This is a genomic window from Sphingomonas molluscorum, assembly GCF_039522995.1.
GTDB lineage: Bacteria > Pseudomonadota > Alphaproteobacteria > Sphingomonadales > Sphingomonadaceae > Sphingomonas > Sphingomonas molluscorum.
Genome location: NZ_BAAAEL010000006.1, coordinates 75,405 through 100,164 on the forward strand (window position 1 = coordinate 75,405; position 24,760 = coordinate 100,164).

19 protein-coding genes are annotated in these 24,760 nt (G+C 68.1%); 5 read left to right on the plus strand and 14 right to left on the minus strand.

Annotated elements, in window-relative coordinates; translation table 11 throughout:
* Positions 1-77: 77 nt before the first annotated feature.
* The 3 genes from ABDZ92_RS08195 to ABDZ92_RS08205 form a co-directional block, all read right to left on the minus strand.
* Positions 78-1,025 carry a family 43 glycosylhydrolase gene (locus ABDZ92_RS08195; RefSeq protein ID WP_241211994.1) on the minus strand — a complete coding sequence of 316 codons (948 nt, stop codon included), beginning with the start codon at positions 1,023-1,025 and terminating at the stop codon, positions 78-80.
* A gap of 60 nt (positions 1,026-1,085) precedes the next feature.
* A complete protein-coding gene (locus ABDZ92_RS08200) occupies positions 1,086-2,741 on the minus strand; it encodes a S10 family peptidase (protein WP_125962082.1) in 1,656 nt (551 codons plus the stop codon).
* An 80-nt stretch (positions 2,742-2,821) separates the two neighbouring features.
* On the minus strand, positions 2,822-3,364 hold the full coding sequence (locus tag ABDZ92_RS08205) for a hypothetical protein (protein WP_125962081.1): 543 nt from the start codon (positions 3,362-3,364) through the stop codon (positions 2,822-2,824).
* Between the two features lie 209 nt (positions 3,365-3,573).
* On the opposite strand from ABDZ92_RS08205, the gene ABDZ92_RS08210 reads away from it, so the two are divergent.
* Positions 3,574-6,570 (plus strand): TonB-dependent receptor domain-containing protein, encoded by a 2,997-nt coding sequence (locus tag ABDZ92_RS08210; protein WP_125962080.1) that lies wholly within the window; start codon positions 3,574-3,576, stop codon positions 6,568-6,570.
* 66 nt (positions 6,571-6,636) lie between these two features.
* On the opposite strand, the gene ABDZ92_RS08215 is transcribed toward ABDZ92_RS08210, so the two are convergent.
* Positions 6,637-8,409 carry a 2OG-Fe(II) oxygenase family protein gene (locus tag ABDZ92_RS08215; protein ID WP_125962079.1) on the minus strand — a complete coding sequence of 591 codons (1,773 nt, stop codon included), beginning with the start codon at positions 8,407-8,409 and terminating at the stop codon, positions 6,637-6,639.
* 101 nt (positions 8,410-8,510) lie between these two features.
* Here ABDZ92_RS08215 and ABDZ92_RS08220 point away from each other — a divergent pair, with 101 nt between their 5' ends.
* From ABDZ92_RS08220 to ABDZ92_RS08230, 3 genes are read left to right on the plus strand one after another with little or no spacing between them, the layout of a single operon-like run.
* A complete protein-coding gene (locus ABDZ92_RS08220) occupies positions 8,511-9,251 on the plus strand; it encodes a 2OG-Fe(II) oxygenase (RefSeq protein WP_125962078.1) in 741 nt (246 codons plus the stop codon).
* 2 nt (positions 9,252-9,253) lie between these two features.
* Positions 9,254-9,982: a 2OG-Fe(II) oxygenase gene (locus ABDZ92_RS08225; protein WP_125962077.1), complete on the plus strand. Its 729-nt coding sequence runs from the start codon at positions 9,254-9,256 to the stop codon at positions 9,980-9,982.
* A 35-nt stretch (positions 9,983-10,017) separates the two neighbouring features.
* A complete protein-coding gene (locus tag ABDZ92_RS08230; protein ID WP_125962076.1) occupies positions 10,018-11,781 on the plus strand; it encodes a DUF885 domain-containing protein in 1,764 nt (587 codons plus the stop codon).
* Here the strand turns inward: ABDZ92_RS08230 and ABDZ92_RS08235 are convergent.
* From ABDZ92_RS08235 to ABDZ92_RS08270, 8 genes are all read right to left on the minus strand, one after another.
* Positions 11,778-12,818, minus strand: a complete 1,041-nt coding sequence (locus tag ABDZ92_RS08235) for a glycosyltransferase family 4 protein (RefSeq protein WP_125962075.1) — start codon at positions 12,816-12,818, stop codon at positions 11,778-11,780. The genes ABDZ92_RS08230 and ABDZ92_RS08235 overlap by 4 nt on opposite strands.
* Complete coding sequence (locus ABDZ92_RS08240) at positions 12,815-13,678, minus strand: UDP-2,3-diacylglucosamine diphosphatase (protein WP_125962074.1); 864 nt, start codon at positions 13,676-13,678, stop codon at positions 12,815-12,817. Before ABDZ92_RS08240 ends, ABDZ92_RS08235 begins: the two co-directional genes overlap by 4 nt.
* A 114-nt stretch (positions 13,679-13,792) precedes the next feature.
* Complete coding sequence (locus ABDZ92_RS08245) at positions 13,793-14,080, minus strand: DUF3325 domain-containing protein (protein ID WP_125962073.1); 288 nt, start codon at positions 14,078-14,080, stop codon at positions 13,793-13,795.
* On the minus strand, positions 14,077-15,666 hold the full coding sequence (locus tag ABDZ92_RS08250) for a PepSY-associated TM helix domain-containing protein (RefSeq protein ID WP_343762372.1): 1,590 nt from the start codon (positions 15,664-15,666) through the stop codon (positions 14,077-14,079). The genes ABDZ92_RS08245 and ABDZ92_RS08250 overlap by 4 nt, the downstream gene beginning before the upstream one ends.
* Complete coding sequence (locus tag ABDZ92_RS08255; RefSeq protein WP_125962071.1) at positions 15,663-15,977, minus strand: DUF3649 domain-containing protein; 315 nt, start codon at positions 15,975-15,977, stop codon at positions 15,663-15,665. Before ABDZ92_RS08255 ends, ABDZ92_RS08250 begins: the two co-directional genes overlap by 4 nt.
* 137 nt (positions 15,978-16,114) lie before the next feature.
* A complete protein-coding gene (locus tag ABDZ92_RS08260; protein ID WP_125962070.1) occupies positions 16,115-17,440 on the minus strand; it encodes a PepSY-associated TM helix domain-containing protein in 1,326 nt (441 codons plus the stop codon).
* 11 nt (positions 17,441-17,451) lie between these two features.
* On the minus strand, positions 17,452-19,470 hold the full coding sequence (locus ABDZ92_RS08265) for a TonB-dependent receptor (RefSeq protein ID WP_125962069.1): 2,019 nt from the start codon (positions 19,468-19,470) through the stop codon (positions 17,452-17,454).
* A 54-nt stretch (positions 19,471-19,524) separates the two neighbouring features.
* On the minus strand, positions 19,525-19,968 hold the full coding sequence (locus tag ABDZ92_RS08270; RefSeq protein WP_125962068.1) for a hypothetical protein: 444 nt from the start codon (positions 19,966-19,968) through the stop codon (positions 19,525-19,527).
* Positions 19,969-20,100: 132 nt separating this feature from the next.
* On the opposite strand from ABDZ92_RS08270, the gene ABDZ92_RS08275 reads away from it, so the two are divergent.
* On the plus strand, positions 20,101-21,228 hold the full coding sequence (locus ABDZ92_RS08275) for a PLP-dependent cysteine synthase family protein (RefSeq protein ID WP_272695637.1): 1,128 nt from the start codon (positions 20,101-20,103) through the stop codon (positions 21,226-21,228).
* Between the two features lie 163 nt (positions 21,229-21,391).
* Here the strand turns inward: ABDZ92_RS08275 and ABDZ92_RS08280 are convergent, their stop codons facing one another.
* Entirely contained in the window at positions 21,392-22,186 is a 795-nt protein-coding gene (locus ABDZ92_RS08280) for an SGNH/GDSL hydrolase family protein (RefSeq protein ID WP_125962066.1), read from the minus strand.
* An 18-nt stretch (positions 22,187-22,204) separates the two neighbouring features.
* The gene (locus tag ABDZ92_RS08285) at positions 22,205-24,673 is read right to left on the minus strand and encodes a glycoside hydrolase family 3 protein (RefSeq protein WP_125962065.1); all 2,469 of its coding nucleotides are present in this window, start codon (positions 24,671-24,673) and stop codon (positions 22,205-22,207) included.
* Positions 24,674-24,760 lie beyond the last annotated feature (87 nt).

The following is a 24,760-nucleotide window of genomic DNA, read 5'->3' on the forward strand; positions in this document are numbered from 1 at the left end:
CCGCCCGCCCTCCAAACTCCAGACGCGCCGCGACTTCCCTCGCGCAGGCGCCCCGGCAGATCAGGGCGCTCGCTGTGTCAGTCGCTCATCTTGACCGGCTGGATCAGCCCGGACGCATCATAGCGGATCTGCTGGATCGCCACCCGGCGTTCCCCGACGTAGGGGCCGTTACCGGTTTGCCCCTCCCAACGGTGGTAGACGATCAGCCACTCACCCGTTTTCGGATCCCGCACGAAACTGTGGTGCCCAGGGCCCTTGTACTTGGCATCGGCCGTCAGGATCGCGCCGCGATACTGCCAGGGCCCGGTCGGCGAGGATGCGGTCGCATAATGGACGGAATAGTCCGAGCGGTTCCACCGACCGTGGCTGTATGAAAGATAGTAGACGCCGTTCCGCTCGTGCACGAACGCGCCCTCGGTGAAGTGCGGCGGCTGCTCGACGGGGACCTCGCGCGCGATCGTCACCATGTCCGGGGCGAGGTCGAACACCCGCAGCTTCGCGCCGGCACTGCCCCCCGCGTAGAGCAGTCGGCGTCCGGATCTCGGATCGATGAAAACGGTCGGGTCAATCGCTTCGAAGCCGTCGCCGCCCGTCAGCAGCGGCTTGCCGCTGTCAGTGCAGGGGCCGGCAGGGCTGGAGCAGACGGCCACGCCCAGCCGGCTCGGCGTCGGATTCTGCGGGCCGATCGAATAGTAGAAATAGTATCGGCCGCGATCGACGACCATGTCCGGCGCCCAGAGGTAGTGCACCGGCGCGCCGTCCGCCTTGGTCCAGCGAATGTCCCTCAGCCGCAGCAAGGGGTGCTTCTTCCAGTTCCGCCGGTCCGCCGTGGACCAGGCCTGAAGGCCGTCTCCGCCAGTGGGATAGATCCACATCTTGCCCTCCGCCACCATGGCCGAGGGGTCGGCCCCCGCAAAGACCGACGGAACGTCCTGGGCCACACCCGCAGTGGCTGAGAGGAGCAGGGCGGTCGCGGCGCCTGCAAGCGCGCTACGACGATGGTGGGAAAGCATCCTGTACGTCATCCGCCCACTCTGCCGGTGCAGCCGCGGGAAGCGCAAGGGTGCCCGAGCCGGCCGCCAGCCTCAGTTCGGCCCTTGCCCGGGCTCGCCTGCGGAAAGCGATGGCGCCTGCGGCGGCACGGGGCTGCTCGCCGCCTCGACCGCTTCGTCGTACCAGCCCGCCAGATCGACCTTCATCTGGTGCAGCGCTTCCGGGTTCACATAGCTCATGTGCCCGGCGGGATAGTAGCGGAACGAGAGGTTCCCCTGCTGCGACCGCTCCAGCATCATGTGCCCCAGGTCGTTTTCGGTCCCGAAGAACGGCGTTGCCATGTCGTAGTACCCGTTCAGCGACAGCACTTTCAGATACGGGTTCGCGCGCATCGCCGCGCCCAGGTCCAGCGCCGTGTTGGGGTTGTTCTGCGCGCCAAAGCCGCGTCCCGGGGCCTTGTGCTGCCAGTTCCACGTCCAGCCGGCGGCCTCTCGGGCGCTCAGCCGGTAGGGCATCTCCGTCTTGTAGCCGAGCGTATGGGTCACGTAATCGTGGAAGGTCGCGATGAACGCGCCGCTGATCGCGTCCGATGAGGCATCGGTTTCCGGCCGTTCGCCGGCCGCGTCCGGATCAATCCCGGTGTAGCGGGAGTCGAACCGGCCGATGGTCTGCCGCCGGTCGCGCAGCAACTCCTTCTGGAAGCGCGCGAGGTCGACGCGGAGGTTTGCCTGCTTGATGAACGCTGGCGAGAGTCCGATCAGCTGGCTCATCTGCTCGGCGATCGCGTTTTCTTCCGCGGGCGAGATGGTCTGCCCCTTCGCAAGCGCCGCGGCATAGGGCCCGACCGCAAAGGCGCGTGCCTGGGCGACGGCCGTTGCCACGTCGGCGGGCGGGTTCGGCAGCTTGCGGTGGTACCAGGCGGTCGCTGCAAAGCTCGGAAGATAGTTCAGGTACAGCTGGTCGAGTCCCGGCTGGCGATAGCCGTAGTTCATGATCGAGGAGAGCAGCACCACGCCGTTCAGCGCCATGCCCCGGTCCTGGAGCTGATAGGCGAGCGTCCCCGACCGCAACGTGCCGTAGCTTTCGCCGAACAGGAACTTGGGGCTGTTCCAGCGTCCGCTCTTCGTCACGTAGCGCAGGATCGCCTTGGCGAACACGTCGGCGTCCTCGTCGACACCGTAGAAAGCCTCGGGCTTCGCGTCGCCGAGCGGCCGCGAATAGCCCGCGCCGATCGCGTCCAGGAACACCATGTCCGTCTTGTCGAGCAGCGTCTCGCCATTCGGTCCGAAATCATAAGGTGCCGGCTTGATGAACTCGGGGTTGGTGGTCTTCAGGCGGACGGGCGCGAAGGAGCCCATGTGCAGCCAGAAGGTCGGGCTGCCGGGACCGCCGTTGTAGAAGAAAGTGATCGGGCGCTTGGTGCCGGGCTTGGTGCCGTCGAGCGTGTAGGCGGTGTAGAACATGCTCGCTGTCGGCTTGCCCTCGATGTCGCGCACGGTGAGCGTGCCCGCGATCGCCGTATAGCCGAGCGACCGGCCGCCGACCGTCACCCGGCCCTTGGATCGTGCTTCCTGCTCCTCGACTGGTGGAATGGCCCAGCCTGCCTCGGCCTGCTCCTTCATCTTGTCCTTGTGATCCTCGGCCCCCGCGCGCCCGCGCTCCACTTTGGGCTCTGCAGCCCCCTGGGCAGTCGCTGCGGCAGAAGAGCAAAGCAGCAGGGCGACGAGAAACCTGACACCGATCGACATTCACAAACCCCCAGAAGAAAACATGAATTCGGCACCGGCGCCCAGCCGCCCGCACGAGGCTGGCCGCACCATCGGCAGGGTCAGTTCACCCGCCGCACCCGCATGGCAGGCTGGCCCGCCACATTCGCCAGATAGCTGCCCATTGCCGCCCGGCGGATCGCGATCGCCATTCCCGGCTTCGGGTCGCGCGCCAAGGTGCGTCCGTCGATCTGCTGCCAGCGCGCGCCATCGGCGAGCACCATGACCCACTTCCCGTCCGGCGTCGTGCTGACACCTTTGATGCTGGTATCTATGCGGGTGGGCGGAGGGGGCGCCTGTTCCTGCTCGCGCACGGCGATCGCCGGGGCGGAAGCGCTGCGCCCGAATTGCGCCGCCTGCGCCTCCGCGATCCGGGTCCGAGTCGCCACCACCAGATCCCCCTTGTTCAGCAACACCTCCACCTCTGCGGTGCGGGCGTCGAGGCAGCGCAGTCGCGCCGCCGCGTCGGTGATCGTGCGGCATTGGAGCAGGGCCTGCAGGGGCTCGGCCCGACCCGGGTCGGCCTGGCGGGCGAGGGCAGTGGGGGAGGTGAGCACAAGTCCCAGCCCGAACGCCATTCCCAAAGCCGTATGTGCGGAAGCCATACTTCGATCCCCCGACGCACGCCAGTGGCGACGCGCTGTTCCTGAACGTTGCATTTATGCGACAGTGTCGCGCCATTTTCTTTCATCGTGAAAGCAGTCTTGCAACTATTTTTGTGCAGTGCATCGTAGGCGGACGAACAAAAGTTCGAGAGGCATGATCCTGAAAGATTCGAGCCCGTCTGGCTCGGGGGCAACAGAAGGGGAACTGCATGAATCGCAATCGTGGACGCCGCCTGGCGCTGCGCGCCGGCGCCGCACCTTTGGTATTGATCGCCGCTACACTCGGCTTTCCTGCTTTCGCGCAGGATGCGCCTCAGGAAAGCACCTCAACCTCGCAGAATGTCGGCATCAGCGCCGTACCGACCGGCAGCGGCGAGCCGAACCAGAGTGTTGACGAAAACCAGGGTACGATCGTTGTTACGGGATCGCGTATTGCACGCCGCGATCTGACTTCCGACAGCCCGCTCGCAGTCGTTTCCCAGGAAGAGTTCAAGCTTTCCGGCGCAGTGAACGTCGAAAGCGTAATGAACACGCTGCCGCAGGTCATTCCCGGATCGACCGGATTCTCGAACAACCCTGGTGGCGGCGTCGCGACGCTGAACCTGCGCGGTCTCGGCTCCAACCGGAACCTGGTGCTGGTCAACGGCCGGCGCTACATGTTCTATGACACCTCGCAGGTGGTCGATCTCAACACGATCCCGGCGTTTCTGATTGACGGCGTCGACGTCGTCACTGGCGGCGCCTCGGCCGTGTATGGCTCGGACGCGATTGCGGGCGTGGTCAACTTCCGCCTCCGCAACGACATCAACGGCGTTGAAGCCGGCAGCCAGTACAGCATCACCGGCGAAGGCGATGGCCGTCGTTGGGACACCTACCTCGCGATGGGCACCGACTTCGACGAGGGTCGCGGCCACATCACGGCTTATGGTGAGTATTACCAGCGCGGCGCGATCTTCCAGGGAGCACGCGACTTCTCGGCTGTTGCCCTGGGCGACGACGGCACCAGCCTGGTGCCGCTGGGCAGCCCGTCGGTCCCGAACGGCCGCTTCTACGTGAACCCGTCGACGGTCTGCGTGGGTGGCACCGGCGCGACCTGCGCCGGCGGCACGAACTTCACCCGCGGCGCGGGTTCGCTGTCGGCGAACGGTACGCTTGGTCAATATTACACCGGCCCGAACACTTCGCGCCCGTTCACGACCGACGACTACTACAACTACGCGCCGGACAACCTGCTCCAGGTTCCGCAAGAACGCTGGATGCTGGGCGCCTACGCCAACTACGAGGTGAACGAGTGGTTCAACCCGTATCTGGAGGTGTCGTTCGTCAACAACCGCGTTCAGAACGAGCTGGCGGCGACGCCGATCAGCGGCACGTTCGGCATTGCGCTGGACAACCCGTTCCTCTCGGCGGCGGATGCCTCGTCGCTGGCTGCCATCGATGCGCAGGAAGCTGCCATCGACGCAGCGCTGATCGCGGCCGGCGGCACGGCGCGCTACGGCAACCCGGGCGTGGTCAACGTCGCGCTCGCGTCGCGCACCAACGCGGTTTCCTCGCGTCAGGCGCTCGACGATCGCAACGCGTTCCGCGTGCTGATCGGCACCACGGGCGCGGTGACCGGCGACATCAAGTATGACGCCTATTACAGCTACGCCCGTACCCGGAACTCGAACATCCAGTACGGCAACATCTCGCGCTCCGCATTTGCGGCCGAACTGCTGGCGAACCGCCTCAACATCTTCGGCCCGGGCCTGATCTCGGCCGAGGAGATCGCCGCGATCTCGATCACGACGCAGAACACGGATATTTCCGAGCTGCAGGTGGCGCAGGCATCCATCTCGGGTTCGCTGTTCGATTTCGGTCTGGGTGGCGGCGACGTCGGCTTCGCACTGGGCGCCGAATATCGCTCGGTGGAAAGCCAGTTCATCCCCGATCAGGCGCTGTCCTCGGGCGATGTCGTGGGCTTCAACGGCGGTGATCCGACCGCCGGCGGCTACAACGTCAAGGAAGTGTTCGGCGAACTTCGGGTTCCGCTGCTGGGCGGCATGCCGTTCGCAGAGCGTCTCGAACTGAACGGCGCGTTCCGCTATTCGGATTATTCGCTGGGCGGCGTCGGTGGCGTCTGGACCTACACGGGCGGTGCGCAGTGGGCGCCGATCCGGGACATCACCTTCCGGGGCCAGTATTCGCGGGCGGTGCGTGCGCCGAACGTGGCCGAGCTCTTCGGCGGCCTGTCGAACGGCTTTCCGGGCGCGACCGATCCGTGCGCAACGCCGGGTGCGCAGAACGACGCCGGGCTCGTCGCCATCTGCACCGCCACCGGCGTTCCCGCCGGTGCGGTGGGCTCCGGCACGTCGCTGCAGCCTGCTAGCCAGATCGAGGGCGTGTTCGGCGGTAACCCGAACCTTCAGGAAGAAGTCAGCGATACCTACACCGCTGGCGTCATCCTGGCGCCCCGCTTCCTGCCGGGCTTCCACCTGACTGCCGACTATTTCCACATCAAGGTCGACAATGTCGTCACCTCGCTGGGCGGCGGCGTCGGCGGCATCCTGAACCTTTGCTATAACGTCTTCCGAGACGTGAACAGCATCTACTGCCAGGCGATCGCCCGCAACGAGGACGGCACGATCCAGAATCCGAGCTTCGTCACGGCGGTGAATGCCAACGCGGCGAGCCTCAAGACTTCGGGTATCGACCTTTCGGCGGACTACACCCAGACGCTGGGCTTCGGTCTGTTCGGGGCCGAGAGCAAGCTCAACGCCTTTTTCCAGGGTACCTGGACGGAGAAGAACGAGTTCGCTCCGGTGGTCGGCGAGGCGCCCTATACCTGCGCCGGCTACTTCGGTGCCAACTACTGCGGCACCCCGCAGTCGAAGTACAAGTGGTCGTCGCGCCTGTCGCTCATCGATGGGCCGATGACCGCCAGCCTGCGTTGGCGGTACCTGTCCAGCGTCAAGGCGGACTCGATCGCCAACGCGGACGTCGATCCGGCAGAGCTGGCCGTGCCGAAGCTCAAGGCGAAGAACTACATCGACCTCGCCTTCTCGTTCGACCTGACCGACACCTACAACTTCAGCTTCGGTGTCAACAACGTCGGCAATGTGAAGCCGCAGCTGATCGGCGACGATCAGGAACAGGCGAACACCTATCCGGGCGTCTATGACGTGCTGGGTCGCGACTTCTACGCGGCGGTTCGCTTCCGCTTCTGACGCGCTCGCGCGACCAAGCAGAACGGTGTGGCCCGGGGGAAACCTCGGGCCATTTCCTTGTCCGGCTTAGAAGAACACGTCGAAGGCCACGGTCAGCCGCTCTCCGCTGGAGAAGGGTCGGGTGCCGTGGAACAGATTGCTCGGGAACAGCACCAATTGTCCCGGCTGCGGCTCGAACTGGGCGAGCGGCCCCAGCGGAAGGTTCGCCGCGTCCGGCGGGCGCCCGATCTCCAGCCACCCCTCGCGTGCGGCGCGATCGAGATCGACCGGGACACTCACATACAAGGCGGAGCTCAGCACCCCGCGCGGATGGATGTGGCTGACGTGAAAGCCCGCACCGCGCAATCGTACCGACCAGGATCCGGCCAAACGGGGAGAAGTCTCCCGGTGGCGGAGCAGCGGATGGCGCGGATCTGCCGGGGGAAGTGCGGCCATATGGGCCGTGATCGCCTCCAGCAACAGCGCCTTCAGCCGGCGTAGCTGCGGCTCGGTCCGGGCAAGCAGACGCCCGCGCGTCTGGGTCCCGCCGCGCAGCGACTGCCCCACCGGGTGCGCCCGGCTTCGATGCAGGTCCCGCAAGAGGTCCGCCAGTTGCGCCAGCTCGGCCACGTCAATGGCGAGCTGCCGGGGTGCGTATAGGCCGGGCTGCCCGCTCAGCCATTGGTGGCGCGGGTCGTCCAGTAGCCGCCATGCCAGATCCAGGAAGGCCCAGCCTGCCACGCTTGCGCCATCCGCCGCGACATGTCGCTCCAGCAGCCGCGCGGCGAGCTGCGCGTCTCCCTGCGTCAATGCGCACCGCGCCCGCGGCATCAGCGTCTCTTCGGCGTCCGGCAGGGCATCAAGCACGCGGTGCGCCCGATCCAGATCGCGCGCCTCGATCGCCAGATCGGCTTCCTCCAGCAGCCATTCCGGACGCTGCCCAAGCGTGCTTCGCGCCGCCTCCAGCGCTGCCAGCGCCTCCATGTGCCGGCCCGCGCGATGCAGCAGGCGCCAGCGGGACTGGTGCAGCGCGATGCTCTCCGGAACCCGCGCGAGCGCCGCCTCGTGGCTTTCGGTCAGGCGATCGGCGAGGCCGGCTTCGGAACGCATGCGGGCAAGCTCCTCATGCGCTTCCACCCACTCGGGCACCCGGATCACAGCGTCCTCCAGCAACGCCATCCCGCCCGGATCGCCATCCGCCTCCAGCGCATTGGCCAGTCCCAGCAGCACGTCCGGCCCGGCCGCACCCGCCGTCGCGCAGTGACGAAACCGCGCCGCCGCATCCGCCTCCCCGCGTTCCAGGGCGACACGCGCGCGCCCTCGTAAGGCGGTCGGCCGCGCCGGCTCGAGCGACAGCGCCTGGTCGAATGCCGCCGCGGCTTCGTCGAGCCGGTCGTGGTCGCGCAGGATGGTGCCGCGGATGCTGTGCGCGTTCGCCGCCCGCGGGTCCAAGGCCAGCGCCGCATCCACATCGGCCAGCGCTTCGTCCAGCTGCTGAAGTTGCTGTCGAAGCACGGCGCGGTTCACCAGCGCGTCGATGCGCGCCTTTCCAGAGCCTCCTGCGGCAACCGAATAATGCCGAAGCGCCGCCTCGACATCGCCCGCGTGCGCACAGAAGTTCGCGTAATTGTTGTTGATCTGCCCGTCCTGCGGCGCGCGCGCCAGCGCCTGGCGAAAGAAGTCGCTGGCATCCGCAAGTCGGTCTTGCCGCCGCGCGATGAGCGCCATCAGATGAAAGGCTGCCGCCGGTGCGCTCTCCTGCGCGATCACCGGTTCCAGTTCAGCGCGCGCGCCGTTCAGATCGCCTGTCCGAAATGCCGATTCAGCGCGCGCAAGTCGCTGGAGAAGTCTGCTGTCCATGGCGCATGGTTTAAGCTTTGCTCCCGCCTGTCCAGCAGGACTTCGTCCGCGAACGAACACAAGCGCTTGAATGTTCGGCTCCGACCCCGGAAGGTGGCGGCATGCCCAACGAGCCCCTGCCGCTGTTCGATCTCAACCCCGCGCAAGATGTCGCGGCACTTGCACGGGAGTTTGCCGGAACCGGCCGCCTGCAGGTGCGCAACCTGCTCACCCCTCGCTCAGCCGATGTGCTCGCCGACGTGATCCAGCGGCAGACGCCGTACGGTTTGGCCTATCGCGAGCCGGGATCGGCGCCGAAGTCGGTCCGCGCGGATGCGGTGCGTGCCATGCCGCGGACCGAGCACGGGCGCCTGTGGCAGTCGATCGGCGCCGGGGTGGGGCAGGGGGACTATGGCTTCATCTACGGCCAGTATCCGATGCTGGACGCCTATCTGGGTAAATGGGCGCCGGGGCATCCGCTGGAACTGGTCCTCGAATATATCAACACGCCCGAGTTCCTCGGTTTCGTGCGGGCGATCACCGGCATGCCGTCGCTCATCAAGGCGGATGCGCAGGCGACGCTCTTCGCGCCCAACAACTTCCTCGCGATGCACGACGACCGCGGCACCGGCGAGGAGGGACGGCAGGTCGCCTATGTCCTCAGCCTCGCCCGGGAATGGCGCCCCGACTGGGGCGGCTATCTGCTGTTCTACGACGATGACGACGACGTGATCGCGGGCATGAAACCCCGCTTCAACTGCTTGAACCTCTTCCGCGTGCCGCAGCGGCACAACGTCAGCTACGTGCCTCCCTTCGCCCCGGTGGGCCGCTATGCGATCACCGGCTGGTTCCGGGATCGGTGAGCGTGCTCGAAGGACTCCAGCTCAACCCGGCGCTCGATTGGGAGGCACTCGCGGCAGAGTTTGCCGCGCGCGGGCGCATCCGGATCCACGGCTTCCTCGCCGATCCGGTGCCGGCGTTGCTCCACGCAGAGTTGCGCCGGCGCGAGGACTGGCGCCAGCTGGTCAACAGCGGCGACAAGCTGTTCGAGCTCGATCGGGCCACCCGCGCCGCCATGTCTGCCGAGCAGATGCAGGCACTGGAGGCGGCGGTACAGGCCGGCGCCCGGTCTGGCTTCCAGTACCGCTACGAGACGCTTCGCCTGATAGACGGCGATGGCGGCGGCAATGCGGGCGATCCGGAGCTTTCCGCCTTCACCCGCTGGATGTCGGGCGGGGCCGCGCGCTACCGTCTTCGCCAGCTCACCGGCTCGGAGGCGATCGACTTCGCGGACGGGCAGGCGACCGCCTATGCGCCAGGAGATTTCCTGACCGGACATACGGACGAGGTATCCGGCAAGCACCGGCATGCCGCCTATGTCTTCGGCCTCACGCCGCAATGGCGGACCGAGTGGGGCGGGCTGCTGCTCTTCCACGAGGAACGCGGCGCGGTCACCGGCATGTCCCCGGGGTTCAACACGCTGGATGTCTTCGCCGTTCCGCAGCTGCACAGCGTCTCCCGCGTCGCACCGGAGGCTGCGTACCGCCGCTATGCGATCACCGGCTGGCTGCGTTCCCGTCCGCCGCGCGCCTGACCTTCGTCCACTCCAGAAAAACGGGAAGCCTCTCCATGCGCCTTCTTGCCTCTGCCATCCTGCTGTCGTTCGTTCCGCTCGCGCCAGCGCCCGCGTTTGCCCAGGCGAGCGTGAGCACCGGCGCTGCCGACGCTCGACTGCAGAAGCTCTACGAAAAGGAGTGGGCATGGCGGCAGAATGAATTTGCCCGCGTTGCAGAGGACGACAGCTGGAGCGCGAGCGGCGACCACCTGCCCCACGTCGATGCCGCCACCCAGCAACGCCGGCTCACCTATTGGCAGGGGATCGCCCGGGAACTCGATGCGATTTCCGCGGCGGAGCTTTCGCCGGAGGAGCGGATCAACGCTGCGGTCTTCCGCACGACGCTGGAGGCGAACATCGCCAACCAGAAGTTCCGCCACTGGGAAATGCCGCTCAACGCGGACAGCAATTTCTGGTCCGGCCTGGCTGCGCGCCAGCCCTATGCCCGTGCAGAGCAGTACCGGCGCTATCTCGGCCGCATGCGCGACGTCCCGCGCTACTTCGACGAGCAGATCGCCAACATGCGGGCGGGCCTGAAGCGTGGCTTCAGCGTGCCGCGGGTGACGCTCGCCGGCCGCGATTCCTCGATCGCCGCCTATGCGGTGGCAGGGGTGGAGAAGAACCCCTTCTACGCGCCGTTCGCGACGATGCCGTCGAGCATTCCGGCGGCCGAGCAGGCAAAGCTGCGCGAAGAAGCGCGCGCGCTGATCGCCGGCCAGGTGGCGCCCGCCTATGATCGGCTGCTGCGCTTCTTCCGAAGCGAGTATCTGCCGAAAACCCGCACCACGCTGGCGGCAGAGGCGATGCCGGACGGCAAGTCCTTCTACCAGGCGCAGATCCGTGAATATACGACGCTGGACCTCACCGCCGAGCAGATCCATGCGCTGGGGCTGAAGGAAGTCGCGCGGATCAGCGCGGAGATGGAGAAGACCGAGGCGGCGGCCGGCTTCCAGGGAAGCATGGCCGAATTCCTGAAGTTCCTGCGCACCGACCCGCAGTTCTACGCACGCACGCCGGACGAGCTGCTCGGCGTGTCCGCCTATGCCGCGAAGCGGGTCGACGGCCAGCTGAAGAACACCATCGGCCGCTTGCCGCGCTACCGCTTCACCATCGTGCCGGTGCCCGACGCGATCGCGCCCTTCTACACCGCCGGTCGCGGCGGGCTGGAGGCGTGTTCGATGAACACCTACGACCTGCCGTCGCGCCCCCTCTACCAGATCCCGGCGCTGACGCTGCACGAATGCAATCCCGGGCACAGCCTGCAGGCGGCGATCTCGCTGGAGGGACCGGACCGCCCCGCCTTTCGCCGCCAGACCTATTTCTCCGGCTATGGCGAAGGCTGGGGGCTTTACACCGAATGGCTCGGCACCGTGATGGGCATCTACCGCACGCCCTATGAGGACTTCGGCCGGCTTTCCTACGAGATGTGGCGCGCGTGCCGCCTGGTGATCGATACCGGCGTCCACCACCAGGGCTGGAGCCGAGAGCAGGCGATCGCCTATCTCGCGCAGCATACCGCCCTGTCGCAGCACGAGATCGAGACCGAGGTCGATCGCTACATCAGCTGGCCGGGCCAGGCGCTCGCCTACAAGCTTGGCGAGATGACGCTGCGCCGCAAGCGCGCCGACGCCGAGCGGCAGCTCGGCACCGCGTTCGACCAGCGCTGGTTCCACGACGTGGTGCTGGGGCTCGGCTCCGTGCCGCTGCCGGTGCTGGAGCAGGAGATCGACCGCTGGATCCAGGGTGGCGGCAAGAACCCGAACGCGCCCGACGCCTAGCCCGCCAGTGCCTCCCGCTCGGTGGCGAGGTGGGCGAGGAACTGGTCGGTGCACGCCGACCACCCGTAGCGCCGGCCTTCGGCTGCGCAGGCGTCGCGGTCTGCGGTGAGCGCGATGCGGATCGCGCTTGCCAGGTCCCGGTCCACCGCACCGATCCGCCGGCCACCCAGACCGCGGCCCTCCGGCCCCAGGATGTCGATCGGCCCTTCGACCGGGAACGCGGCGACCGGCGTGCCGCAGGCCAGCGCCTCGATCATCACGAGGCCGAACGTGTCGGTGCGGCTGGGGAAGACCAGCACGTCGGCCGCACGATAGGCTTCCGCAAGCGCCGCCCCGTGCAGCGTGCCGAGGAAGCGTGCTTCCGGATAGCGGGCCGCCAGCATCGGCCGCGCCGGACCATCACCGACCACCAGCTTGGTTCCCGGAAGGTCGAGCGCCAGGAAAGCCTCCAGGTTCTTCTCCACGGCGACACGCCCGACATGCAGCATCACGGGTCCGGTCGTGCGGCGCAGCGCCGATCGGGGGGCGCCAGGGCGGAAGATCGCCGGGTCCACGCCGCGGGACCACGGCTTGGTATGGCGAATCCCTTGCGCCGCAAGCCGCGCGGACACGGATGGGGTGGCGGTCAGCACGGCGCTGGAGGGCTGGTGGAACCGCCGGAATGCGGGCCACAAGCATCGCGCCGGCAGATGCGTCCGCAGCGCCAGATAGTCGGGGAAGTTGGTGTGGAACGAGGTGGTGAAGCGCTGGCCGCGATCGAGGCACCAGCGCCGCGCCCCCCAGCCGAGCGGCCCCTCGGTGGCGATGTGCACCGCCTGGGGCCGGAACTGCTCCAGCCGGTGCGCCACTGCCCAGGACTGGCCAAATGCCAGGCGGATCTCGCGATAGCCGGGGCACGCCCAAGTGACGAACCCGTCCGGGGTCACGGTCTCCACGGTATGACCGCGTCGGCGCAATTCGTCGATCGTCGCGGCGAGAGTGCGGACGACGCCGTTCACCTGCGGGGCCCAGGCGTCGGTGACGATCGCGATCCTCATGCCTCGACCGCCACGCCGGCGCAGGCCGCGGCAGCGACTGCCGCCTCGGCATGCCAGTCGATCAACTCCATACGGCCATCGGCGTGCTCCACCAGCGCGGTGCAGCTCTCCACCCAGTCGCCGTCGTTGTAATAGGTCACGTCGCCGATCCGACGGATCTCCGCGGTGTGAATATGCCCGCAAACCACCCCGTCGACCCCGCGTTCGGCGGCGGCATGGGCGACCGTTTCCTCGAAGCGGGAGATGAAGCTCACCGCATTCTTCACCCGGTTCTTGGCGTAGGCGGAGAGCGACCAATAGGGCAGGCCCATCCGCCTGCGGCCTGCGTTCCACAGCCGGTTCGCCTTCAGCAGCAGCGTGTAGGCATGGTCCCCAAGGAAGGCGAGCCAGCGCGCGTAGAGCACCACGCCATCGAACTGGTCACCGTGCAGCACCAGCAGGCGGCGGCCATCCGCGGTGGTGTGGATGTCCTCGTCCAGCAGTTCGACGCCGCCGAACTCCAGCCCGACATAGTCGCGGAAAGCCTCGTCGTGGTTGCCCGGCAGGTAGACGACGCGCGTGCCGCGCCGGGCGAACTTCAGGATGGTGCGGACCACGTCATTGTGGCTGGCCGGCCAGTACCAGCCTTTGCGGATCTGCCAGCCGTCCACGATGTCGCCGACCAGGTAGAGCGTCTCGCACTCGACGGAGCGCAGGAACTCCACCAGCGCGCGGGCGCTGCTGCCGGGCGTGCCCAGATGGACGTCGGACACGAACACCGTCCGAAACGCCCGCCGCGGTGCCTCGGGTGCGTAGGACTCGGGTTCGGCGATCCAGGCGGGAAGGGTCTTGAGGGCGGGGGCGAGTGCGGTGCGCGGCATGTGCGAACTCCCATCGTCGGGCCGAGGGGAGCTTTAGGGCAGACAGGCTACAGGCGCTTTGCAATCGGGTGACGCCGCTGTCATCGCCCGGTCACCTGCGTGTCACGGATGAAGTCAGCGCACGTGCCGCCGGGCCTGGATGCGAAAGGCGAGGTGCAGGACCGCAGCGGTCGCGCCCAACGTGCAGGCTCCCAGCCAGACGATCAGGCCATAGCCCCAGCCGAACGCCAGTACCGCCAGTGCGGTGCCGAGCGCGATGCCGGCCCAGCCGGCGATCCGCAGGCGCCGGCTCGCTTGGCGCGGCAGCATGCGGTGCAGCAGGGGTCCCTGGTGGCGCGGCAGGCCGTGCATCAGGGCGCTGAAGCTCAGCGCCGCGACCAGGAGGAGCAGCAGGTGGATCATGCGAGTGCGAGCTCCTTTGCGCGCGGCGTGCGAAGGCCGGTCGCCTTGGATGCGTTGCGGTGGACCTTGCGTGCGCTCCAGCCGAGTGCCGCTGCGATGGCCAGCATCACCAGGTCGAAGCTCGGGAACAGCCAGTTGCCAGCGGCGATGCTCGTGATCGGATTGCGCGACGTGGTGACGGCGTTGACCACGGGAATTGCGGCATAAAGCGCCGCGCCGGCCGTCAGCACCTCTACCCAGGCGCGGCGGGCGGGGCGGGCGATCGCCCATACGAGCGACGCGCCCCAGACGATGAACATCCAGTGGATCTCCCACTCCGCACGACCGTCCATCTGCACCGGCAGCAGGCGGTTCGCGAGGAAATAGGTCGCGATGCCGGCCATCAGCCCGCCGATCGCGGCGATATTCAGGCGTTCCACCAGGCGGAAGCCGAAATGCGGTCGGGCAGGGTTCGGCAGCTTCGCCCGCCGCTTCACCGTCCACAGCACCAGGCCGCTACCGACCATGATTGTGCCGCCCACGCCGGAGAGGAAATAGAACCAGCGGAGCGCGATGTCGGCGAACCGGCCGGCATGAAGGCCCACCATCACGCTTTCGGTCGCCGCCGCGCCGCCCTGTTCCGGGCTTGCCGACGCGAACTTGCCGGTCGCGCCCGAGAAGGTGACGGACGGCCCGCGGGTGCCGATGCCGCTTCCCATCGCGCGGACCAGCGTCACGGTCGCGGTGGTGTCGCCCGGATTGGCGACGGTGACTACGCCCACGTCGGCGCCGTTCCAGCGGCGCTGCGCCTCTGCGATCATCGGCGCGATCGGCGCCATCGGCGCGGCGATCCCCGACCGTTCGACCGGTGGCGCCTCGCCTCGAAGCTGCTGGTAATAGCCGGTCGGCTCCGCATAGTTCGCAGCAATGCCCCAGGGCATGTACATCACCGCGAGCGTTACCAGCCCGGTATAGGTAATCATCAGGTGGAACGGCAGCGCCGTCACCGCCGTAACGTTGTGCGCGTCCAGCCAGCTACGCTGCCCTTTGCCGAACCGCAGCAGGAAGAAATCGACGAAGATCTTCTTGTGGGTGATGATTCCCGAAAGAATGGCGACCAGCATGAACATCGCTGCGATGCCCACCAGGTAGCGCGCCCACAGCACCGGCATGTAGTGAAGGTCGAAGTGGAAGCGGTAGAGGAAGAAGCCGCCCCGCGTCTCGCGTGCGGCAACCTTGTTGCCCTCACCGTCGAGCACCGCCTGCGTGTCGCCGCGTCCGCGACCGCCGCGCCCACCGGGCTTGCCCGGGGCGCCCGCCTTTTCGCCGGGGACCCAGAACGCCGTGGTCTCGGCACCGCGTGCGCTGGGGAGCGTGATGTACCAGCTGCGCGCATCACCGGCATGCTCGCCCAGCCAGCGTACCGCGCCCTGGGCGGATTGCACGGTGGAGGGATGGCCGCTCACTTCCGGGCGCATCCAGCGCGTGATCTCGTCCTGGAAGTATGCGGCCGTTCCCGTCGCGAACACCGCGAACAGCAGCCAGCCGAACAGCAGCCCAGTCCAGGTGTGCAGCCAGGCCATGCACTGGCGGAACCCGTCCTTCACAGCCGGCCTCCCGACGCCAGCGAGAGCCAGAGCCCGCCTCCCAGCAGGACGGCGGCGGCGATCAGCCCCGCCCAGAGCTTCCAGGGAGAACGAATGGCAAAGGCGGTGAGCGCGATGACCGGAAAGATCACGAACGCCAGCAGCGTCGAGGCCATCGTCGCCTGCGCCGGCGCGATCGGCCAGGTCCGCGCGAGCAGCCCCGTAGCGAGCGAGGTCACGACATAATTGCCCAGCGTCGCCGCCACGATGCGGGCGCTGAGCGCCAGCGACTGGCGGTGACCACCGTTGTGCTTGGCAGCGGCCGCGCTCACCGGCCGCTGTCCGGACCGAGGATGCTAGGGAATGCCGCCGCGAACGGGACAGGACGTGCAGCCTGAAGGCAGCCGAAGGACACGATCACGGTAATTCCCCACTCCGCTATTGCGTGTGGTTCTCAATAAAGCGCCCGTCACAACTGTAAAGGCTCCGTGCGAGCCATTCGCAAGAATCCTTCGATCCCGAGTGCCACCAGCATGGTGAGCCCCGTCAGCGGAAACAGGACGCCGGCCGCCGCCATCATGAGGAGGAGCGCCCGGGCAGCGCGGCGGTCCGGGTGGCGGGGCGGGGCGGCAAGAGTCCCCGGCGCGCGCCGCTTCCACCACATGGCCGCGCCGGTGAGCGACAGCAGCACCACGGCGACGCATCCGAACAGCATCAGCAGCCGGTTCGGCTCGCCGTACTCCTCGCCCTTGTGCGTGGCGATGCCCCATTCGACGACCTTCGCGCCGGCGCCGAAGCCGGCGAAGCGCGCGTCCTGCAACACGCGGCCGCTGCCTGCGTCCAGGTAGAGCGCGCGGCCGTCTTCCGCCCGGCGGATCGTCTTGGAAAAGAGGTAGGGCTCGCCCGGCGCCGCGGGCAGGCTCAGCACCCAGGGCGCCGTCATGCCATGGCGCGCCGCCAGCGCAGCCGCCCGGTCAACGCCGATGTCGCCGTGGCTGCCGTGCGGCATCGACGCTTCCTGGAGAGACCAGGGCAACGCCTCGGCCACGTCATGGCCGGCGTGGCCGCCGTGGCCCGGCATCGCGCTTGCCTGTGGCGGCTCCGGGCGGCCGAGCCCCTGGCTCGCGATCGTGCCGCGTAGCGCATTGCCCCAGGTGCCGGTCCACGGCATGCCGGTCACCGCCAGGAACAGTACCACCGTGCCGGCGACGACGCCGACTGCCGCATGGAGATCCCGCCAGAACAGGCGTCCTCCCGGGGTCCCGCGTACGCGCAGGGCCGGACTGCCGCCGCGCGGCCACCACAGGTACACGCCGGTCACGACCAGCAGGATTGCCCAGCCGCCTACCGCCTCGATCAGCGCGTTGCCGACCGGTCCGGTGAGGATCAGGCTGTGGAGATCGCGCACCGTCTGCAACGCGCCGCCCTTGCGCGTAAGTCCCAGCACCGTTCCGCGATACGGATCCACCCACGCCGTTTGCTGCGTCCCTTCAGACGTGGTGACCAGCATACGCCAGCTTTCTGCGGCCCCGGCAGGGCGATCCACCTCGATTACTGCGCCGCCGGTCTCATGGCGTACCCGCTCCAGCAGGGTGCCGAGCGGGAGCGGCGCAGCCTCTGGCTCGACCGCCACCAGCTGCGGATAGATCAGCCGCTCCAGCTCCGGCTTGTACAGGTACAAGGCGCCGGTGATCGCCAGCCAGATGAGGAAGGGGAGCACCAGCAGGCCGGCATAGAAGTGCCAGCGCCATACCGCGCGATAGAAGCCGCCGGTCGCGGCTGCAGACGTTGCCATGCGCGACTTCCTCAGAATCGCAGCCGCACGGCGCCGTACAGCGCGCGCGGGTCCGCAGGGGCGTTGAGCAGCTGGGTGCCGTCCCACCACACATATTCATATTGCTCATTGCCCAGGTTCTTCACCTGGGCCGAAAGCTCCACCTGCGGCGTCACTTCGAACGCGACCTCGCTCGACACCACCACATAGGCGCCGTAACGGCCGCGATCGTTGTTGGCGGTAAGCTCGTACGAGAACTGGCCATTGCCCCACAGCGACACGCGCCAGCGTGCGGCCGGGACGAGGTCCAGCCCGCCCGAGAACAGGTTCTGCGGAACGTGGTCGATCCAGTTCCCCGCCTGCGCCGGGGTGGCGGGATCGGGCGTCCGGATGCGAGCATGCTGGTAGGAGTAGGCACCCCACAGGCTCACCCCGGCGATTGGGGCCAGGTTCACCTGCACGTCGATCCCCTGCCGGCGCGTTTCGCCCAGATTGTCGAAGTCGCCGTTGGGGTCGTTCAGGCGGCGCTTGATCTCGCCGGTCGCGGTCTGCCGCCACAGTGCGACGCGTCCCTCCAGCCAGGTGCCGCGGGCATATTTAACCCCCGCCTCCCAGCCGGTGTTGATCGACGGGGCCAGGTCAGTCGTCCGCGGCGGCACCTTATAGGCGCCCGATCCCGCGCCGATCTGGAACGTGCGACCATAGTTCGCATAGGCGGTCAGCCCGGTCAGTGGCGTCACCGCGACGCTGAGCTTCGGCTGGCTGATCGTGCCATAGTCGTTGACGGCATAGCGCGCGCCGGCAAGCCGGTCGTCAAGCTCGCCCGATACCCGGTCCACCCGCCAGGCCGGCGTGATCTTCAGCCACCCGGTCGGCTCGATCACCGCCTGCACATAGCCGCCGTAGACGGTGAGATCGAAGGCCTGGTCCCGGGTCTGCCGGGTCGCCACCCGCCGCTCGGTCAGCCAGCGGCGGCTCTTGTTGTCCTGCACCTGCACGTCGCCGCCCGCCTCAATTTGCAGCCGGTGGAGGAACGCCACCTCGGGTCGATAGTGGAGCGTGAGCAGCCCGCCATATTGCGTCTCCTCCGTCAGCCGCCGCTGCTGCGAGACGTCGGCGGAGAAGCGCACGTAGCGGTCATCGAACTGGGTGGTGACATAGGCCTTGGCAGCAAGGCTCAGCTCGGACGCGACATCCGCGTCGAGATGCAGGCTATATTCCCCCAGCCGCCGCTTGCCACCGTCCGTCTCCGAAATCGCGTAGGAGGTGGAGCGGTTCTCGGCGTTGTCCCTGCTCGTCAGATAGCCCGGCTCCTGCGCTTTCGCCGTCGAATATCGCGCGATTGCGCCCACCGCGGCGCCGCCGAGATCATAGAACCACTTGCCCGCCAGGTTGGCGCGGCGCAGGTCGGCATGCTCGCGAAAGCCGTCGGTCTGGCGATATCCGACGAAGTAGTTCTGGCTGAAGCCGCCGCGCTCGATCCCGGCGGAGACCTGTCCCTCATAGGTCCCGAACGCCCCCGCCAGCGCTCGCGCGTCCAGGTAGGTGCCGCCGATGCGGGTCAGGATGTTGGCGTTGCCCGCGATGTTGTGGAGCCCATAGCGCGGGTCTGCGGTGCCGCGGACCAGTTCCACCGCGGCGATGTCCAGCGGCATCACCATGTCGATGAACACCATGCCGCCGTCGTTGGCGTTGCTGGGAATGCCGTCGATCAGCAGCTTGACCGCGTTGATCTCCCCCTCGCCATTGAAGCCGCGGATCGAGAAGCGGCCGGAAGTATTGCCCTGGTTGAAGTCGGTGAGCGTCACGCCGGGCAGGCGCGCGAACAGCTCCCATGTATTGTCCACGCTCTGGCGCTGGGCGAGATCGCCGCCCAGCACGTCGACGGAGGTGAGCACCTCGTCCCCGGAGCGGGGGAGGCGGGTGCCGGTGACGACGACGGATCCCACCGTCAGGCTGGTGTCGGCGACGTCACGGTCGCTCGATTGCGCCGCCGCGGGAGAGGCCGCGACGACGAACGCCGCGTATGCGGCGGTTCGAAACAAGGTCATGCAAATATCCTGATCCGGCGACCCCTTGGGGACGCCCTTGACGTGATGAGCGGATCAGGCGGTGGTGGGGGGTCCCCGCAGCGGCGGACGCAGGAACGGGCTCGCCGCGACGGGCACCCGCACGGGCAACCGGAAGCTGGCCGCCAGGATGAAGAACAGCGCGATCGCCAGCAGCAGCGGATCGGTCGCGGCAAGCGCCGCCGTCGCAACCCCCGCGAACGCGCAAGGGGGCTGCTCCTTGACATCGTGCTGCTGGCCGTGGTGCTCCCCGCTGCCCGTCGTCGCGTGGCTGTCGTGGGCGCCATGGCCCGCCCCGTGCGCGGCCGCCGCGGGCAGGACCGCGCCATAGCCTGAGCACATCGCAAAGGTCGGAAGGCCGGCCGGGGAGGCCACCAGCATGTAGCCGGTCGGGATCAGCAGCCGCATCAACAGCGCCGCCGCGATCAGCCAGGCGGCCGACCGGCGATGGGCCAGGAGGTAGCGGCGAAGCGCGGTCACAGATCCGCTGTACCGGGAGGGCGCAGGCAAGTCACGCGCCGCGCCCTGCACCGGCCGCAGGGCCGCCGCATTGACCTACCCCGAGGCTTGCGCGACGAGCGCGCGCAGAGTGGCGCCACGAAAGGATCATCCGTGCTCCGTAACGACACAGCCCCTGGGGAAGTTCAATCGCGCGCGTCGCGCCCGGGCGATCGCGGCTGGGTGGCGGACGCCATCGCCCGGCTGACGGCGGAGCAGCGGCGTTCCGCCGACACGCACCTGATCGAGGTGCCGCTTTCGGCGGCGGCCGGCGGCGTGCGCCTGTACCTGAAGGACGAGTCGAGCCACCCGACCGGCAGCCTCAAGCACCGGCTCGCCCGCTCGCTGTTCCTCCACGCGCTGTGCAACGGCTGGATCGATGCGGGCACCACCGTGGTAGAGGCATCCTCAGGCTCGACGGCGGTGTCGGAAGCCTATTTCGCCCGGCTGCTCGGGTTGCCGTTCGTGGCGGTGCTGCCGCACTCGACCTCGCCCGAGAAGATCGCGGCGATCGAGCATCTCGGCGGCCGCTGCCACAAGGTCGCTGACCCGCGCACCGTCTATGCCGAGGCGGAGCGGATCGCGGCCGAAACCGGCGGCCACTACCTCGACCAGTTCACCTATGCCGAGCGTGCGACCGACTGGCGCGGCAACAACAACATCGCGGAGTCGATCTTCGCGCAAATGGCGCTGGAGGCGCATCCGATCCCGACCTGGATCGTATGCGGGGCCGGCACCGGCGGCACCTCCGCCACCATCGGCCGCTACCTGCGCTACCGCGGGCATGCGACCCGGCTGTGCGTCGCCGATCCGGAGGGCTCGGTCTTCCACCGCTACTTCGCCGATCGCAGCGTCACCGCTTGGGACGGGCCGATGACGCTGGTGGAGGGGATTGGCCGCCCACGCGTCGAGCCGTCGTTCGTGCCGAACGTCATCGACCGGATGATCGCGGTGCCCGACGCCGCGAGCTTCGGCGGCGCCCGGCAGCTCTCGGCGGTGCTCGGCCGCCGCTGCGGCCCGTCGACCGGCACCAACCTCATCGCCTGCCTGACGCTGATCGAGGAGATGGCCGCGCGCGGGGAGCAGGGTTCCATCGTCACGCTGCTGTGCGATCCCGGCGAGCGCTACGCCTCCACCTGCTTCTCCGACGAATGGATGGCGAGCCGCGGCCTCGTCTGTCCCGACCAGGCGGCGCGGATCGAGCGCATGGTCGGGCAGGGTGAACGCCAGGCCGGCGTTTGAGGTTCCAAAACGCAGCAAAACCAAAGCGTTCGGCTGCAAATTTCCGTGCTCCTGCGAAGGCAGGAGCCTAGGTGCCGAGCAATACGCTCCGTTTTGCTTGGCCAAGTATCCGCGCCGGCGCGGGTATACGGCGTCAGCAGGCCGCTTCACCCGGTCCGCGAAGTCACTTGCCCAGCGTCCGCCGGATCGCCTCCAGCGCCACCGGCCGCATTGCCGCATAGCCGGCTGGCGTCGGGTGCACTCCGTCGTTAGCGAACCCCGGCTTCATCGCGCCCTCGGCCGTTGCGAGCGCCGGGTGGTAATCGACATAGGTGAAGCCTTCGGCTGCCGCATAGCGCTTCAGCCATGCATTCATCTCCGCGATCTGCGGCGCCGGCCGCTTGTCGGGGCTCCATGGGAACGCGGCGGCAGGGGGGATCGAGGCCAGGATCACCTTGATGCCGTTGGCCCGCGCCAGTTCGGCCATGCCCTGGATGTTGCCCTGGACCATCGCCATGGTCGCGGCTCCGGTGTTGCCGGCGATGTCGTTGGTGCCGGCCATGATGTGCACCGCCTTGGGCTTCAGCGCGATCACATCCTCACGAAAGCGCACCAGCATCTGTGGCGTGGTCTGCCCCCCGATGCCGCGGTCGATGCGGCCCTCCTTGAAGAAATCGGGATCGCCCTTGATCCAGCCGTCGGTGATGCTGTCGCCCATGAAGACGACGCTGACCGGCTGCCCGCGGACCGCAGCATTGTCGCGGTGGTAGCGGCACAACTGCGCCCAGTCGCGCGTTACCTGGTGCAGCTTGCGCATCTCACGTCCCTCGGGATCGGTCTCCTCGGCACGGCTGGGGCAGGGGTCCGCGACAATCCCCACGGGATCGCTGGCATGGGGATCGCCCGGAAGCTTCACCTGGGCAGAGGCAGGTGCCGCCAGGAGAAGCGGCACCAAGAACAGACGGACAGCATGGTTCATCACGGGCCTCCGCAAGGATCAGTTCGGGCAGACGGCGCCGGCGGGGTCGGTCACCAGCCGGAGGTCGGCGATCGCGAAGCGTAGCGGCGCGCTGCTGGTGACGGAGAAGACCTCGCCCACCTTGGCCACGTCAGCCCCCTTGTCGCGGAAGCATTTGAGCGGCACCCGCACCGTCCGCCAGTTGGCGCCTGCCGCGCCGAACAGGGTGCGTGCGTCAATGCGGCCGGCGCCGAAGCCTAGCGTGACCGGCCCCTTTGCGGGCGCGCCGACGCGATAGGTCACCTGCAGCAGCAGGTCGGCGTTGGTCTCGCGCGTCAGGTCGATTTCCGGCCCGGTGATCCGCACGCTCCCAGCGCCGTTCCAGCTGAACTGGCGCGCGCCTTCCTGGGTCTGCGGCCCGTCGACCGCCGTGACGGTGACGCCTGCATCGGCTGCCAGCTTGAACGGGGCAGGCACCTGGCCGCGCGCGAAGTAAAGGCTGGTGTTGCCGAGGCTTGCGTCCACACCCGCGACTTCCGCCAGCCGCGGGACGGTTCCGCCGCGCGCGTAGGACAGGCCATAGCCGAACGGGAATAGCGGGTCATAGCCGGGCGCACCCTTGTTGAGGGTGAACTGCCCCGCGGTCTTCGGCCAGCTGAAGGCGAGCTTGCCTGCAAAGTCGCGGCGCGGCCGCCCGTCGCGGTCGCCCACCAGCACGTCGGCCACGCCTGCGCCCTCGGTGCCGGGCAACCAGGCGGCGACGAACGCATCCGACTGGTTGATCTCCGGATTGACCCACATCGGACGGCCGGAGAGAAAGACGGACACGGTCGGCACGCCCGCAGCCTTCAGCTTCTTCAGCAGGTCGAGCGCCTGCTTGTCGCCCGGCTGGAACTCCAGCGTGCGAACGTCGCCCCGCATCTCCGCATAGGGCATCTCGCCGAACACGACGATCGCGACGTCCGGCTTCTTCGTGAAGCTGCCGTTGGCGCTCAGCGTTGCGGTGCCGCCGCCGGCCTTCACCGCCTGGGCGATGCCGGCATAGATCGACTGGCCGTTCGGGAAGTCCGCATTGGTGTTGCCGTCGCCCTGCCAGCTCAGCGTCCAGCCGCCCGACTGGCGGCCGATGTCGTCGGCGGCGTCGCCTGCGACCAGGATGTTCGCGCTCGCCTTGATCGGCAGCACGCCGGTGTTCTTCAGCAGCACCAGGCTCTTGGCCACGGCCTCGCGGGCAACCGCCCGGTGCTCTGCCGATCCGAACACGTCGGCCCGCGTTTCATAGGGGCGCGCAGGATCGAACAGGCCCAGCTTCGCCTTCACCCGCAGGATGCGGCGCACGGCATCGTCGATGCGCGCCATCGGGATGCGGCCGTCCTTTGCCGCCGCGACGGTGGTCTCGAACAAGCCCTTCCAGCTGTCCGGCGCCATCGCCATGTCCAGCCCGGCGTTGAAGGTCGCCGGGCAGTCGGCGTTGGTGCAGCCCGGGATCTGGCCATGGCCGTTCCAGTCGCCGACGACGAAGCCGTCGAAGCCCATCCGGCCCTTCAGTACGTCCGTCAGCAGCGACTTGTTGCCGTGCATCTTGGCGCCGTTCCAGCTGCTGAACGATGCCATCATCGTCATCGTGCCGGCGTTCACCGCGGCCGGGTAGCCCGCGTTGTGGATGCGGATCAGCGTCTCCTCGTCGACCTGCGTGTCGCCCTGGTCGACGCCGTCCTTGGTGCCGCCGTCTCCCAGGAAGTGCTTCACGCTCGCGGAGACATGGCCCTGCTGGATCGGCCCCTTGCCGCCGCCCGTCGCCTTCCCGCGCCCCTGCAACCCCTCGATCATCGCCCCGGCGTAGGAGCGGACCACGGCGGGATCCTCCGAATAGCCTTCGAACGCACGGCCCCAGCGATCGTCCTGCGGCACCGCCAGCGTCGGCCCGAACGCCCAGTCGAAGCCCGCCGCTGCCGTCTCGGCCGCCGTCGCCGCGCCGATCCGCCGGATCAGGTCAGGATCGCGCATCGCGCCCAGCGCGCTGTTGTGGGGAAAGATCGTCGCGCCGACGACATTGTTGTTGCCGTGCACCGCGTCAATGCCGAACATCAGCGGGATCGGCACATGGCCGGGGCGCTTCTCCAGCGCGACCTTGTTGAACGCATGGCTGGTCGCGACCCACGGCGCTGCCGGCGAGCGATCGGGGGCCCCCAGCGGCGGCGAGCTGCCGCCGGCCAGGATGCTCCCCAGCGGGTAGCGGCGCAGGTCCTCCGGCGTGATCGCGCTGGTATCGGCCTGGATCATCTGGCCGACCTTCTCCTCCAGCGACATGGAAGCCATCAGGCGGGTGACGAACGCTTCGGTGGCTGGATCGATGAGGTCGGGGCTCTTGGCGGCCGGCCAGCGATCCGGGTGGGCGGTGCTCGCCTGCGGCCCGGGAGCGGGCTGGTTCGCCTGCTGTGCCACCACCGGAGTCGCGAAGATCGCCGCACCGGCGAGCAGTCCACGCAGCGTCGATACCCTGTTCATCTACCTCTCCCTCCCTGTTGCCGTGTTCGGCACACCGGCGCACCTTGTCCCGCTATGTGGACTTAAAGCGTGCCATCTGAAAATCTT